The following is a 12720-nucleotide window of genomic DNA, read 5'->3' on the forward strand; positions in this document are numbered from 1 at the left end:
GACGACGAGCCAGTCGGGTCCGACGACGACTGAGCGACCGGCGCGCTCGCGGGGCCTACGGGAGGTACCGCACGGCGACGACGCCGGGCTCCGACCGGATTTCGACGCGGTTCACGCCGAGCCGGGCCGCGCGCGAGAGCGTCCCCTCGCGGTCGTCGATCACGTCCCCGACCGCCGCCTCCGTCTCCGATTCCGGCGGCGTCAACACGTGGACCTCGCCGACGCCCGCTCGCTCCTCGCGGGAGAGCTCCCCCGTCGCGGTCTCCGCGGCGAGCTCCCGCTCGTGGACGGTCGGCGGCTCCGGGCTCTCCTCGATCGACAGCGACCGGCGCTCCGCGACCTCGATCACCTGATAGGTCACCTCCATCGGCGGGTCCGGCGCGACGGTCGCCTCGACGGCGTCGTCGACGTCGAGGCCGGGGTTCGAACTCAGCGTGTGGACCTGTCCGTCGTGGACGTCCTTCAGCACGGCCGAGTCGCTCTCGACGTGCGTGACGAGGAACGTGCTCTCCTTCTCGTCGGTCATTGCGTCCGGGTAGTCGGTCCGGCGCCTTCGGGCTTTCGAGCCGCGGCCGGCGGGGGGCGGCTCACGCCGAGCCGCCGCCCCCGGTCGACTCGGCGCGGTCGGGGGACCCGTCGTCGGCGCCGCCGCGGAGCCGGAAGTGCGTCGCGAAGACGGCGAGCCCGGCCGCGACCGGCGGGACGAACCCGGCGAGCTGCGGGAGGTCGTACAGCGCGTTGACGATCACGGAGTCGCTCGGGTCCCGGAGCCCCTCGGGCGCCGAGACGATCATCCCGAGGTACAGAGAGAGCAGGAAGAGGAAGCCGGCGACGCCCATCCACCGGTCGTACGTCGCCGCGACGCGGTCGCCGCGGCGGTGGCGCCGGGCGACGAACAGGATCGGCGCGAGCAGCGGCCCGACGGCCGCGAGGCCGGCGACCACGTACAGCGACCGCGAGAAGAGGAACGTCCCCCCCTGCGCCGAGGCGGTCTCGCCCATCCAGACGACCAAGGCGAGGGTGACGACGAGCGCGACGAACCCGGCCGCCAGCGCGCCGAGCGCGGCGTACGCGCGCATCGTCCACGACTCGGTCGCGCGGAACGCGTAGGGGATCGCGCCGAACACCCCGCGGTAGCTGTCTGCCATCACCCGTGGTATGCGCGTCGGCGAATTAAACCCCTCGTCGGCGGGAAGCCATTTATACGCGCGGCCGGATCGACCTGACGTGGGTCTCTACGACGCGTACCTCGCGACGCGCCACCGCCTCCACGACGCCGAGCCGCCGGCGCACGTCGCCCTCGTGCTCACCGAGCGGGACCTCCTCGCCGACGGTGCCTTCGACACGCTGTCGTCGGCGATCCGTTGGGCGTTCGAGTACGGCGCGGAGCGCGTCACCGTCTCGGTCTCCGTTCTCGACCGCGCGGTCGCCCCGACGCTCGTCCGGGAGTTACGTCGGCTCGACGCGCCGGAGCAGACCGTGGTCCGCGGGCCACAGGCCGACGAGTTCGACGGCGGCAGTTCGGGCGCGGCGACGGACCGGGGCGCGGACGCGGCGCCGGAATCCATCGACGCGCCGGTGAGGATCCTGGTCGGGCTCGGCGGGAAGGCGGAGTTCGCCGGCGCGGTCCGCGAACTGGCCGGCGACGTCGCCGACGGCGAGGTGAGCCCCGAGGCGATCGACGAGACGGACATCGCCGAGCGGCTGCTGTTCCCCGAGGAGCCGGACCTCGTGATCAAGACCGGCGCCGAGCGCCTCTCCGATTTCGCCATCTGGCAGTCGGTGTACGCGGAGCTCTACTTCACCGACGTGAACTGGCGCGACTTCCGCCGGCGCGAGTACCTTCGCGCGGTGCTGGACTTCCAGGACCGCCAGCGCCGTTTCGGCAGGTGACCGACCCCGCGGGGCGCCGACCCCGCCCTACCAGACGAGCCTGAAGAGCACGGCGAACGTCACCAGCGCGCCGACCGTCGAGAGGATCGGCACGACGTTCTGCATCAGCACGACGCGCGCGCTCGTCCCGGGGTTGAACAGGTCGGACGCGGAGGGCACGTCGCTCGCGTCGCCCTCGCCGATCTCCGGCATCTCGTCGGCCGCCAGCGCGCCGACGGAGACCGCCGGCTCCTTCTCGCCGCTTATTCCCTGTCGCACGGTCACCGTGCGCGTCGCGCGGCCCCAGCCGAGCCCGACGATCGACATCGTCGCGATGATGACGAACGAGGCGGGGATGCCGACCGCCGAGAGGCTGATCACGATCCCCGAGGAGACGACCGCGACGACGATGGCGGCCGTCAGCGGGAGGTCGGTGATGTCGTTACCGAGCGTGTCCAGCGTCCGCCGGGCGATGGTGAACGCGCCGACCGCGACCGCCGCGCTCCCGAGGAGGATCATCGGCGTCATCTCCACGCCGTCGAGCGCGACGAGCGGCGCGATGGCGTTCGCGATGTTCGAGGTGCCGGAGGAGAACGCCATCAGACAGCCGATGGAGATGACGACGACCCCCCCCGTCAGCTCGCGTCGCGTCGTGTTCGGGCCGAGGACCGGCCGCGGTATCAGCCCCGACCGGTCGAGTTCGAACAGCGCGCCCTCGGTGCTCTCGATCGCCACCCAGCGGTCGATCGCCGAGTAGAAGTAGCGGCCGACGACGCCCGACACCCAGAACCCGATGATCGGCGCGACGAGCCACCAGATCGCGATCTCGCCCATCACGGCCCAGTCGAGGGTGTTCGTCGCGATCCCGAGTCCGGCGATGGCGCCGACCGCCGTCATCGACGTCGACGCCGGGACGCCGGCGAAGTTGCCGACGAACAGCGCGCCGCCGATGAAGAAGAGCACGATGATGCTCGTCTCCAGCGTGAACACGTTCGCGCCGGTGACGAGGTCCTCGCCCAGCGTGGTCACCACGCGCTGCCCCAGCGTCCCCGCCCCGACGAAGAAGAACAGCGACATCAGCGCCGCCGCGCCCGCCTTCGATATCACGTCCGCGCCGACCGCCGGCCCGAACGCCGGTCCGGTCGTCGCCCCACCGATGTTGTATCCGACGAACGCCGCGACCGCGACGCCGACGAGAAGAAGCGGCTCAACCATATACCCGAACAGAACACACACGCGCTGTTAAACGGACGGGGTCTGCCGCTGCCCGGCCCGTCGATCGGCGACGGCGCCCGCGCGATTCGGTCGAGGAGGCGCGCTGCCCGCGCACAGATATCTCTCGGTGATTTTGCTCACTTCGTTCGCAAAATGCACCGGCCGAGATTTGAACTCGGGTTGCAACCATGGCAAGGTTGCGTGATACCACTACACTACCGGTGCGTGCTTCGCATCTCGTAGTTAGACGGAGACTCACTTAAGTCTGTCACATCGGGACGGCGGGCGGACGCGGCCGGCGCCCGCCCGGTCGATCACCGGTCGCGCCGTCGGGCGATGTCCTCCGCGTGCGCGTCGTGAAGTTCAGCGAACGCCGCGGCCTCCGCCCGTTCCTGCGCCTCGCCCTCGCGGCGGTCGCGGATCCGACGCTTGATCGCCGCGAGCGCGTCGGCCTCGCCCGCCGCGATCTCGTCGGCCACCGAGCGGGGGTCGTCGACGACGCGGGAGACGAGCCCGGTCCGCAGGGCCGCCTCGGCGTCGAGGACTCGCCCCGAGAGCGCGAAGTCGAGCGCCTCGCCCTCGCCCATGACGCGCGGGAGCCTCACCGTGCCGCCCCAGGCGCCGAACAGCCCGAGGGAGACGCCGGGCTCGCCGAGCGTTGCCCGCGGGGTGGCGACCCGGACGTCCGCCGCCAGGGCCAGTTCGACGCCGCCGCCCCGAGCCGGGCCGTCCACCCCGCAGACGACGATCGACGGCGACTCCTCGACGGCGGCGACCGCGCGCTGCCCCCGCCGCGCGAACGCGTCCGGGTCGTCGAGCGCGGCGACAGCGTCGAGGTCGGCGCCCGCGCAGAAGGCGTCGCCCGCGCCGCGGAGGTACGTCACGGGCGGGGCGTCTCCGTCCGCGGGCGCTTCGAACGCCTCGCGCAGGACGGTCAGGTCGGCGGGCCGAAGCGCGTTGCGCGCCTCGGGGCGGTCGAGCGTGACGACGCGCACGTCGCCGTCGGTTCGGGTTCGGATCACGAGACGGAATCCCGTTCGTTTCCAAAGGTCTTTGCCCTTCGCTCGTCTACGAAACGACAATGGACGATGCCGCGCGAGCGCGTGACGCCGCGCGCGAGGCGCTCGCGGACGTCGAACCCGAACAGCTCCGCGAGGCCCTCGACGCCCGAATCGGCGACGCGGCGGTGACCCCCGGCGTGCTGGCGCTGGTCACCGCCCGCGCGCTGGAACCGGCCGTCGACCTCGGGGACGTGGCCGACCGCGCCGCGGGCGTGCAGCTCATCTACGAGGGGTTGCGCCTCACCCGGACGGTCGCTCACGACGAGCCGTGGGTGACGGCGGCGACCGCCGCCGCCGACATCGACGCGGACATGGACATCCTCGCCGCCGACGTGCTCGTCTCCCGCGGCTTCTCGCTTCTGGCGTGTACCGACGCCGCCCGGCCAGCCGTCGACGTGGTGCGCGCGTTCGGCCGCGACCAGACGCTCCGCGACCGCGAGGGCACGGACGCCGAAACGGCGGCCGAACTCGACCGCAACCTGGAGGTGGACGCGATGGAGCTCGCCGTCGTCGCGGGCACCACCGCCGTCGGCGGCGACCCGCCCGCGGAGTTGCTCGAATACGCCCGCGACCTCGCGGCCGACTGCGACGGCGAGTTCCCGCCCGCGGGCCGCGCGCTGCCGGAGGCGACCGCGAACCGCATCGCCGACATCTCGGAGCGGGCCGTCAGCGCGACCGACCGGTGATCCGCGCGGCGACCCTCCGAGACGGCGCGGGATCCCCCGACGCCGCGTCGCCGGATCGAAACCCATAAAGTCGAATCCGGTCAACAACTGATTGCGTGCCTGGGTAGCTTAGCGGTAAAGCGCGTCCTTGGTAAGGACTTCGCCGATATTAGGGACGCGCGGTTCCATTTCGGGGGACTCAGGCCTTCACACTCCACTTTGCGTCTTCTCTAAAAGTGAAATAAGGTGTGAGCAAATGGTCGAAAACGCTAAGCGACGAACAGGCCGCAGTATTGCGATTCTGAGTGTAACTCAGGAACAGAGTGTAACCACCCGGAATGTACCCGAAGGGGAGTGTGTATCCTTCGGTGGGGGGCTTGAATGACCTACCAAGGCGACCCCCTCGACAACCTTCCCTCGGATGTTGGTGAGGAGGAGGCTATCCTTCCAGCGCCCGAACCCATCGAGTTCCCGTTCCCTCTCGTGAGCAAACGGACGAAGGAGGACTTGGAGAAGTTCGGCGTCAACGTCGCGGAGGACTACCGTGACTTCAAAGAGGAGGTACTGACGTGGCTCGCCACCTACGGGAAGAACCCTGAGAAGGGCGAGGGACTGGCCGATACCACGCTGAAGTCCACCCACTACAAGCTGGAAACGGTCTTCCGCTGGCTGTGGGACTACGAGGAGCGGTACACGACGGAACTCACCCCGGCGGAGGCAGACCGATTCATCCGCCTCCTGAATATGTCCGACTCGATGATTGATTCCAGCGTCCTCCACCACCTCAAGGTCATCAAGCGGTATTTCAAGTACCACAACCACACGCACGGGACGGATTGGGAGTGGGAACCCGACCTCGACCTCAGCCAAGCGAACGGCGAGGAGCGTGATTACTTACATCGAGGGGCGTTCAAACAGCTATACAGCGCCGCGCTCGAATACGGGTCGGTCAAGAGCTACCACTCAGTAACTCCCGAAGAACGCGACCGAATCAAGACCTACCTCGCTCGGCTTGAGGGCGTTCCGAAGGAGAAAATCGGCCCCGAGGAGTTCAAAGAGGCCAACTCGTGGAAAGTCCCGTCGCTCATCGCGGTCACGCTCGACACCGGACTTCGACCCATCGAGGTGGGGCGGGCGTCGGTGGATTGGGTTAATCTGGAATCCCACGAGCTGAACATTCCAAAAGAGGAATCCACGAAGAACGAGGCGTACTGGAACTGTACCCTCAAGAACCGGACGGTCAACGTCTTGAGTCGCTGGCTCGATGAGCGGGCGACTTACGAGAAGTACCAAGACCGAGACGAGCTGTGGCTCACGAAGAAAGGCACGCGATACAGCTCGAAGTCGTGCAACTACCTCCTGCGCCGACTCATCGAGGAGGGGAACGTCTCGATTCCAAAGAACAAGGACGTGACGTGGTACTCCATCCGGCACGGCGTGGCGACTCATTGGGCGAACCACGTCGGGCCACACCACGCGAAGGAGCAACTTCGCCACAAGAGCGTGACGACGACGATGAAGTATCTCCACTCGGACTCGGAAACGCGGTCGTCAGCGGTGGAGCAAATCTGGTAGCACTACAAATCAGTCTACCTGTCGTTTTACAGTTATTACTCTTCTGCCGAATTTTATTGTAGTGGGGGTGAGTCAACCCCATAGTATGAGCTACGAAAAACCTCCATACGATGCGACAATTGATAATATCAAACTACTCTGTGAGGAGTTGCGTGATGTTTCAGAGACGGATAAGGACGAATTAGAAGAAGGTGTTGAAGACCTACAGGGTAGCACCTTCAGTAGAACTCTGGAAGCCGCTGTTCGACTTGGACTATTTGAGACGCTCTTCTGTAGCACATTGTTGATTTCAGAGAGTGGCTTTGACGGCGTGTTTGAGCGCTTTTCGTCCGGGTTTGCGGTAGAGTTCTCGTCTAAGTTGGAACGCTCGGAGATACTGTGTGAGGCGATCTTTTGAGATGCCTCGATGCGGCGAGAGCCACCGTCGCGCCAGCGACGCGTGGCTCTCGCAGGTGTTCACGTGGACCTCCTCGTCGGCGTACTCACCGTCTCCGTGAACGACGTATTCGCGGTCGAATTTCTCGTCTTCAATAAGCGGATCGTACGCACGAAATCCGTCGGTATAGACAGTGAGAGGCTCCTGCTGGCGGTCAGCCAGCAGGAGCCGGATCGTCGATTCGTCTGCGGATTTCGCCGGCACAACGTACCGTTGCTCGGTGCCGCGATCCACGAGGACGAACACGGGTGGTTTGTCTTGGTCATACGTTCCGCGTCCACGTCGTGAGAGGCCGCGAGAGCGCGACCAGCGGTCGCGCTCGCGGCCTTTCAAGCCGGCAGAGACGTAGAACTCGTCAATTTCAACCGGGCCACGGAGATCGAGTGACGGCGCGTCGAGCGCTTCGGTGAAGCGCTCGACACGCCTGTGGATCGTTTTGTAGGTGACATCGATTTCGCACTGTAGTTGCCTGAGACTGGTGTTAAACCGCAAAAACGCGTAGATCGAGAACAACCATCTGCGGAGTGCGATCTTCGAGTGAGCGAAGATTGTGCCGGTCTTATCGTTGAACGTGCGGTCGCAATCCTTACAGAGATACCGCTGAAAGTGCCCGTAGCTGCCGTTTCTGACCGTTCGGTCAGAACGGCAGCGAGGACAGGAAACGCCGTCACGCCAGCGAACCTGCTGTAACAGGTCCGCTGCGACCGATTCCGACCCAAACGCATCTAGCGGAATCATCCGTGTCGGACACCGCTGACGCGGTGTCCTTGTCCTCTTCGACACGACAGCGACAGCTCGCCAGTATCAACAATCTCCTACAGAAGAGCGATTTGAGAAAACAGAAAACGGCTACAAACCGACGACAGAAGGCAAGCGAATTGGTTATGGAAGGCTTTCTGATGAGGAAGAAAAAGAACTGTTCAGAAGTCTGGTTAAGAAATATGATTTCTACAACGCACTCCTCGATATTGTTGGGGGAAGTCTGACGAGTGACGATGGAGAACAGTATCTTGAGAGAGAAGTCGTTCAAAGCGAGATGGGCATTAATTTCGACTTTGGAGTGAGTGATAGAACACTTGAGTCTGCCGCAGGTACGTTCTTGCAAGTCTTGGATGAATGTGGGGTTGGAGAATATAAGCGAGGACAGAGTGGCTACCCGACTCGTCTGGTTGTGAACGAAGAATATTCTGAATTTCTCTCTGATTCAGCCTCGGAAGAGCCGAAAGAGGCAGAAGAAGACGAAGAACCTGCTCAGGAAGAACTTCCCATTGAGGAGGATGACGAAGAAGAAGAAGACAATAGTGAAGGAGAAGATGAAGATTTGGAATCTCCTGATACGACTACGCCTTCCCCTTCCACAGATTCTCAGGATGAGAATGTCGAGGTGTCCCAAACCATCGAGGAGAGTGTAGAATCGGGCTTCGATGTTACGGTCAATATCGAGGTCTCATCGGAGGATTGGGAGAGTGAGGAAGTTATTGCTTTGATAGACTCGCTCAAGAATAAAGACTCAGAGTGAATGTTTCCCGCATACGTAGTCCCACCAGAGGACATAACGGAGATATTGTTCGCACTTTCAGAGTTGGAGGAGCGGGCTGATGAGAAGACCGTAGCCCAATTCGCTGATGAATCCGAACGCAAGGTACGGGAATCAGTCAAGGTGCTACAAGAGTTGGAGATTGTTGTTGTAGATGGTGGTTATACCGTTGATATTGAATACAGCGACCTGATACAACAATTGCCACCCGGTGACAGAAACGCCGTTATCGAGAAAGCACTATTGAGGCATCAGCCATTCATAGATTATGCGACTTATCTGAATCGCGGCTATTCATCTGAGCAAGCCTCGAAGATGGTCTACGCCGCATATGAGGACTTAGCAAGTGGACAAGAGTATATGCAGACCTATTTTGAGCGATTAGGTCAGTATGCGGGAATATTGACCGAAGAAGGAGACGTTTCTATTGAGGTTCGGGAGATACCAACGGACTCTACCCACTCAATCGAGCAACTTCGAGAGTCTCTTGATTCGGAGCTGGAGGTGAGGATATATCTGGATGAGATATTAGGAGAAGAACTGATGTCTTTCTTGGATGAAGACACAAAAACGGACTTATCAAACGGCTATTTGAAGCACACACAAAGTCCGCGAGATTCAATTAGTGCCACGGGGAGGGCGTTTGAGGACTTTCTTAGAAATGTTGGGGATAAGTACGGTAGCGACGACCGAGACTATGGAAGTGCCTCTGGCATAGTCCCTGTCGTCAACCATCTACAAGGAGATGATTTGGTAAAGCGCATTCACAAGCGTAGAGTCTTCGCGTTAGCCGAGATTAGAAATAAAGGTGGCGCACACGGAGATGATACTGAGGTTCTTGAACGATGGGATACCTCACCAGAAGTGGCACTTGACTCTGCGCTTACTGCTACGTTGTTAGTTCGGAGTGTCTATTGCTATGCTTCCGAAGAGAGGTTGATTCTGTAGCTTCTCGTCTTGTGCTATGCCTCATCGAGGGGGCTTGCTCACCGAGTTACGATTTGGGCACGTCACGGTACGGCACGCCCGGTGGCTTTCATCACATTCTTATACGGCTGTGTAATAGAATCGAGTGCAGAAGGCGGAAAAGCGGGGTGTACGCACCCTGAGTGCCTGGGTAGCTTAGCGGTAAAGCGCGTCCTTGGTAAGGACGAGACCCCGAGTTCAAATCTCGGCCTAGGCTCTTTCTGCCGTCCACTCCTTGTACGCACACTTTTCTGACTACGCTCGTCTGAACGAAACCCGTTCAAGATTCGCGTCTCTCGCTAAACAGGGCATCCCTCGCCGTCATGCGATTCGCTAAAATGTCAGGGCACACAAACTAAGTCACAGACAGCGGCAGGATTGCCCCGAAATCGACCGGGAGCGCGTCCCCTCAAGTGACACCCCGGATTTCGCTAATCGACGCTCACAGAGGAATGACTGAAGCTTAGTCAGCAATGTGATAGAACACCCCCTCGATGCGGCTATCCACGTCGGTTACGCGGTGAGTGAGGCTCCGCCGAAACGACTATTGGTAAGACCAGCGTATTACGTCTATATGTCTGAAGCGGCCACAGACGACGACGGTGGAGACGACATCGCCACGGTGAACTTCAAACTCACCGAGTCGTTCCTCGAACAGATAGACGATACGTGGCAGGGACGCGGGTTCAACAGTCGGAGCGAGTTCATCCGGTACACGCTTCGGGACGCCGTCGAGTTCCCGACGTTCGACCGCGACGAACTCGTCGCCCTGCTCGAAGCCGAAGAGGACGTCCGCGAGGGACGAACGACGAGCGCCGAGGCAGCCCGCGAGCGGTTCGGCACGAGCGATGAGTGACGACGGGTGGACGTGGGAACTCTCCTCGACGGCCGAAGACGACCTCGACGGACTGTCCCCCGCCGACCAAGACCGGATACTCGACAAGCTCGATGAGATCGTCTCCTCGCCGTGGCGCGACCCGCCGGACTACGGTGAGCCGCTCCAGAACAGCCCGTACAAGAAAATACGCGTCGGGGAGTTCCGGCTCTCCGTAAGTTTCCGGCAGGACGACGGGCGACTCGTCGTCGCACGTGTCAAGCGTCGTGGCGGGGCGTACACCGCCGACGATGACTAAGTTATGACACACCCTCGATGCGGCGAGATACGGTAGAGGTTTCACCGGATTTGGCCCGGTTGTCGTCGGTCGTGAGCCACATCATCGAAGGGGCTGTTCCCTCTGTACCTCGATGTGGTGAGTCGCTTCGGTCAGTACAGGAGACCTCCGGAACGGTTCCCAGAGTTTACTGGGTGGAGGAGTCGTTATATTTCTATTTTGTCTCTGCTACAGCCGATTGGGTAGGGAAAAATCGCCGTAAAGCAAACGCAACAGTAGATGATACAATCCCTATTGGGACGCCATACAAAATTGCTGACCCCACGCCGGTTAAAATCCCATAGTGAGGTTGGGGGTGATTAAGCGAGATGACAGTATACAGGGTAGAGCCGCTCATGATGATGACGGCGACGGCGATACTCACGAGTATTCCGTCGTTTCGGTGTGTATGTACCCCTGCCAGAATAATCGCAGATACCGTGACTCCAAGCGGGCTCATAAGCAAATCAAATGAGTTTCCCATACCGGAATTTCCAACAAGATAGAGTTGACCGAAGAACAAGGCCATGAGGATGACCGAGTAGCCGAGATACCGAAGCGATAGGTTCAACGACTTCCCGAGAAGAAGCGATTCTAACCGTGAGTCCATACACCGCGGTGATTCTCTGGTTGTATATGATTTTTCACTGAGAATCTCGTGGGAAACTAGACATATAGATAGTATCCAAAACGAGCAGGTACTCTATGACCAGGTTCAATACGCACCCTCTCCTTTCCAGCTAATTCACCACGGCATTTCTGAAACGAATGGGGATACTCCCCCCGATGAAGTGGGGCCACACGTATGAACCGCACAGCACCTCTCACAATTATGATGTGTCGAGTAGGACAGCGCTCATCCGAACACGTTTGTCGTTTTCTGGTGTCCACAGACGGCACACGGGGCCGAATACCCAATTCATTCATAAGTAGAGTTGTTAATAGAGTGATAAGAAGCACGCAAAGTGGAGTGTTACGGCAACGGTAGCCGCTTTCAGGGCCGAAGGACTCCTCGGTAAAGCGCGTCCTTGGGAAGGACGAGACCCCGAGTTCAACTCTCGGCCTAGCCTCTTCTTCCCGTCGGCCGCGTTCTCCCGGTAGTGGCCGCACCGCACTGCCGCCAGTGACCCGCCGCGACTTCCGAAACCCGGTATGCGACCCCCGCCGACCCGCACCCTTTTGCGCTCGGACGCCAAGGGTCGACCATGCAACGCGGCCGCCGAAAGCCGGACTGGCTGAAGTCGCGCCCGCCGTCCGGGAGTCGGTTCACCGAGATCAAGTCCACCCTCCGCGACCACGACCTCCACACGGTCTGCGAGGAGGCGAACTGCCCGAACATGGGCGAGTGCTGGTCGGGGCAGGACGGCCCCGGCACGGCGACGTTCATGCTGCTCGGCGACCGCTGCTCGCGCGGGTGTAACTTCTGTGACGTCGAGACGGGCGGGATGGAGCCGCTCGACCCCGACGAGCCCGCGAACGTCGCGGACGCGGTCGCCGAGATCGGGCTCGACTACGTCGTCTTGACCTCCGTCGACCGTGACGACCTCGCGGACGGCGGGTCGGCGCAGTTCGCCGAGACGATCCGGGCGATTAAGCGTCGCGACCCGGAGGTGCTGGTCGAGACACTCATCCCGGACTTCCAGGGCGACCCGGAGGCGATCCGGCGGATCATCGACGCGGAGCCGGACGTGATCGCGCACAACGTCGAGACGGTCGAGCGGCTCCAGTGGCCGGTCCGGGACCGGCGCGCGAACTACGAGCAGTCCCTCTCGGTCCTCGATCAGGTCGACCGCGAGTCCGACATCCACACGAAGACGAGCCTCATGCTCGGCGTCGGCGAGTACGACCACGAGGTGTACCGGACGCTCGGTGACCTCCGCGAGGTCGGCGTCGACGTGGTCACCTTCGGCCAGTACCTCCAGCCCTCGCGCTCGCACCTCGACGTGTTCGAGTACGTTCACCCGGACGTCTTCGAGACGTGGCGCCGGGTCGCCGAGGAGGAGTTCGACTTCCTCTACTGCGCGTCGGGCGCCATGGTCCGGTCGTCGTACAAGGCGGGCGAGCTGTTCGTCGAGGCGCTGCTGCGCGAGGGGCGGTCGCCGGAGGCCGCGCGGCGCCACGCGCGGGCGGCGGGCGGCGACTGACGCTCCGGCCCCGTCAGAGCTGTCAGGCGGTTTCGAGGATTCTTGTCCGAACAGCGAGTTATTTACCGCTCGGTGTCTCACCCTGTGACAGTGAGACG

15 protein-coding genes and 2 tRNA genes are annotated in these 12720 nt (G+C 62.2%); 10 read left to right on the forward strand and 7 right to left on the reverse strand.

The features are described 5' to 3' along the window. Positions 1-55: 55 nt before the first annotated feature. Together AMR74_RS04385 and AMR74_RS04390 are read right to left on the reverse strand one after the other, a co-directional pair. Positions 56-526 (reverse strand): DUF5812 family protein, encoded by a 471-nt coding sequence (locus AMR74_RS04385; protein WP_053770824.1) that lies wholly within the window; start codon positions 524-526, stop codon positions 56-58. A gap of 61 nt (positions 527-587) precedes the next feature. Next, the gene (locus AMR74_RS04390) at positions 588-1148 is read right to left on the reverse strand and encodes a hypothetical protein (protein WP_053770825.1); all 561 of its coding nucleotides are present in this window, start codon (positions 1146-1148) and stop codon (positions 588-590) included. Positions 1149-1227: 79 nt separating this feature from the next. Here AMR74_RS04390 and AMR74_RS04395 point away from each other — a divergent pair, with 79 nt between their 5' ends. Next, on the forward strand, positions 1228-1893 hold the full coding sequence (locus AMR74_RS04395; protein ID WP_053770826.1) for an undecaprenyl diphosphate synthase family protein: 666 nt from the start codon (positions 1228-1230) through the stop codon (positions 1891-1893). Between the two features lie 27 nt (positions 1894-1920). Here AMR74_RS04395 and AMR74_RS04400 read toward each other — a convergent pair whose 3' ends face one another. The 3 genes from AMR74_RS04400 to AMR74_RS04410 all read right to left on the reverse strand — a co-directional run bounded on the left by AMR74_RS04400 (position 1921) and on the right by AMR74_RS04410 (position 4109). Next, positions 1921-3087: an inorganic phosphate transporter gene (locus AMR74_RS04400; protein WP_053770827.1), complete on the reverse strand. Its 1167-nt coding sequence runs from the start codon at positions 3085-3087 to the stop codon at positions 1921-1923. Between the two features lie 154 nt (positions 3088-3241). Then, positions 3242-3312 (reverse strand) — tRNA-Gly (locus tag AMR74_RS04405). An 89-nt stretch (positions 3313-3401) separates the two neighbouring features. Then, positions 3402-4109 carry an enoyl-CoA hydratase/isomerase family protein gene (locus AMR74_RS04410; RefSeq protein ID WP_053770828.1) on the reverse strand — a complete coding sequence of 236 codons (708 nt, stop codon included), beginning with the start codon at positions 4107-4109 and terminating at the stop codon, positions 3402-3404. 59 nt (positions 4110-4168) lie between these two features. Between AMR74_RS04410 and AMR74_RS04415 the strand changes: the two genes are divergently transcribed. From AMR74_RS04415 to AMR74_RS18995, 3 genes are all read left to right on the forward strand, one after another. Next, positions 4169-4834, forward strand: coding sequence for a DUF7114 family protein (locus AMR74_RS04415; protein WP_053770829.1), 666 nt, complete (start codon positions 4169-4171; stop codon positions 4832-4834). Between the two features lie 360 nt (positions 4835-5194). Continuing rightward, the gene (locus tag AMR74_RS04420) at positions 5195-6388 is read left to right on the forward strand and encodes a tyrosine-type recombinase/integrase (RefSeq protein WP_053770830.1); all 1194 of its coding nucleotides are present in this window, start codon (positions 5195-5197) and stop codon (positions 6386-6388) included. Between the two features lie 85 nt (positions 6389-6473). Then, entirely contained in the window at positions 6474-6785 is a 312-nt protein-coding gene (locus AMR74_RS18995) for a hypothetical protein (RefSeq protein ID WP_167551879.1), read from the forward strand. Here AMR74_RS18995 and AMR74_RS17065 read toward each other — a convergent pair. Then, positions 6678-7562, reverse strand: a complete 885-nt coding sequence (locus tag AMR74_RS17065) for an IS1595 family transposase (RefSeq protein WP_077152244.1) — start codon at positions 7560-7562, stop codon at positions 6678-6680. The two genes, AMR74_RS18995 and AMR74_RS17065, sit on opposite strands and share 108 nt — an antisense overlap. 298 nt (positions 7563-7860) lie before the next feature. On the opposite strand from AMR74_RS17065, the gene AMR74_RS19000 reads away from it, so the two are divergent. The 5 genes from AMR74_RS19000 (at position 7861) to AMR74_RS04445 (ending at position 10460) form a co-directional block, all read left to right on the forward strand. Continuing rightward, a complete protein-coding gene (locus AMR74_RS19000) occupies positions 7861-8343 on the forward strand; it encodes a hypothetical protein (protein WP_167551890.1) in 483 nt (160 codons plus the stop codon). Continuing rightward, positions 8344-9309 carry a hypothetical protein gene (locus tag AMR74_RS18380; protein WP_139042957.1) on the forward strand — a complete coding sequence of 322 codons (966 nt, stop codon included), beginning with the start codon at positions 8344-8346 and terminating at the stop codon, positions 9307-9309. Positions 9310-9472: 163 nt separating this feature from the next. Beyond that, a tRNA-Thr gene (locus tag AMR74_RS04435) sits at positions 9473-9544 on the forward strand. Positions 9545-9901: 357 nt separating this feature from the next. Further along, positions 9902-10183 (forward strand): ribbon-helix-helix domain-containing protein, encoded by a 282-nt coding sequence (locus tag AMR74_RS04440; RefSeq protein WP_053770833.1) that lies wholly within the window; start codon positions 9902-9904, stop codon positions 10181-10183. Next, entirely contained in the window at positions 10176-10460 is a 285-nt protein-coding gene (locus AMR74_RS04445; protein ID WP_053770834.1) for a type II toxin-antitoxin system RelE family toxin, read from the forward strand. The genes AMR74_RS04440 and AMR74_RS04445 overlap by 8 nt, the downstream gene beginning before the upstream one ends. 193 nt (positions 10461-10653) lie before the next feature. Here the strand turns inward: AMR74_RS04445 and AMR74_RS18385 are convergent, their stop codons facing one another. After that, the gene (locus AMR74_RS18385; protein WP_139042958.1) at positions 10654-11088 is read right to left on the reverse strand and encodes a hypothetical protein; all 435 of its coding nucleotides are present in this window, start codon (positions 11086-11088) and stop codon (positions 10654-10656) included. Between the two features lie 595 nt (positions 11089-11683). On the opposite strand from AMR74_RS18385, the gene lipA reads away from it, so the two are divergent. Next, complete coding sequence (gene lipA, locus AMR74_RS04455) at positions 11684-12622, forward strand: lipoyl synthase (protein WP_053770835.1); 939 nt, start codon at positions 11684-11686, stop codon at positions 12620-12622. Positions 12623-12720: the final 98 nt, after the last annotated feature.

It is taken from the genome of Halorubrum tropicale, assembly GCF_001280455.1.
GTDB classification, from domain to species: Archaea; Halobacteriota; Halobacteria; order Halobacteriales; family Haloferacaceae; genus Halorubrum; species Halorubrum tropicale.

Excerpts from the sequence above, each read along its gene's own strand:
- AMR74_RS04385 (WP_053770824.1), bottom strand. The coding sequence starts at position 526 with ATGACCGACGAGAAGGAGAGCACGTTCCTCGTCACGCACGTCGAGAGC.
- AMR74_RS04420 (WP_053770830.1), top strand. The coding sequence starts at position 5,195 with ATGACCTACCAAGGCGACCCCCTCGACAACCTTCCCTCGGATGTTGGT.
- AMR74_RS04390 (WP_053770825.1), bottom strand. The coding sequence starts at position 1,148 with ATGGCAGACAGCTACCGCGGGGTGTTCGGCGCGATCCCCTACGCGTTC.
- AMR74_RS18380 (WP_139042957.1), top strand. The coding sequence starts at position 8,344 with ATGTTTCCCGCATACGTAGTCCCACCAGAGGACATAACGGAGATATTG.
- AMR74_RS18995 (WP_167551879.1), top strand. The coding sequence starts at position 6,474 with ATGAGCTACGAAAAACCTCCATACGATGCGACAATTGATAATATCAAA.
- lipA (WP_053770835.1), top strand. The coding sequence starts at position 11,684 with ATGCAACGCGGCCGCCGAAAGCCGGACTGGCTGAAGTCGCGCCCGCCG.
- AMR74_RS04440 (WP_053770833.1), top strand. The coding sequence starts at position 9,902 with ATGTCTGAAGCGGCCACAGACGACGACGGTGGAGACGACATCGCCACG.
- AMR74_RS19000 (WP_167551890.1), top strand. The coding sequence starts at position 7,861 with ATGGGCATTAATTTCGACTTTGGAGTGAGTGATAGAACACTTGAGTCT.
- AMR74_RS17065 (WP_077152244.1), bottom strand. The coding sequence starts at position 7,562 with ATGATTCCGCTAGATGCGTTTGGGTCGGAATCGGTCGCAGCGGACCTG.
- AMR74_RS04400 (WP_053770827.1), bottom strand. The coding sequence starts at position 3,087 with ATGGTTGAGCCGCTTCTTCTCGTCGGCGTCGCGGTCGCGGCGTTCGTC.
- AMR74_RS04445 (WP_053770834.1), top strand. The coding sequence starts at position 10,176 with ATGAGTGACGACGGGTGGACGTGGGAACTCTCCTCGACGGCCGAAGAC.
- AMR74_RS18385 (WP_139042958.1), bottom strand. The coding sequence starts at position 11,088 with ATGGACTCACGGTTAGAATCGCTTCTTCTCGGGAAGTCGTTGAACCTA.
- AMR74_RS04415 (WP_053770829.1), top strand. The coding sequence starts at position 4,169 with ATGGACGATGCCGCGCGAGCGCGTGACGCCGCGCGCGAGGCGCTCGCG.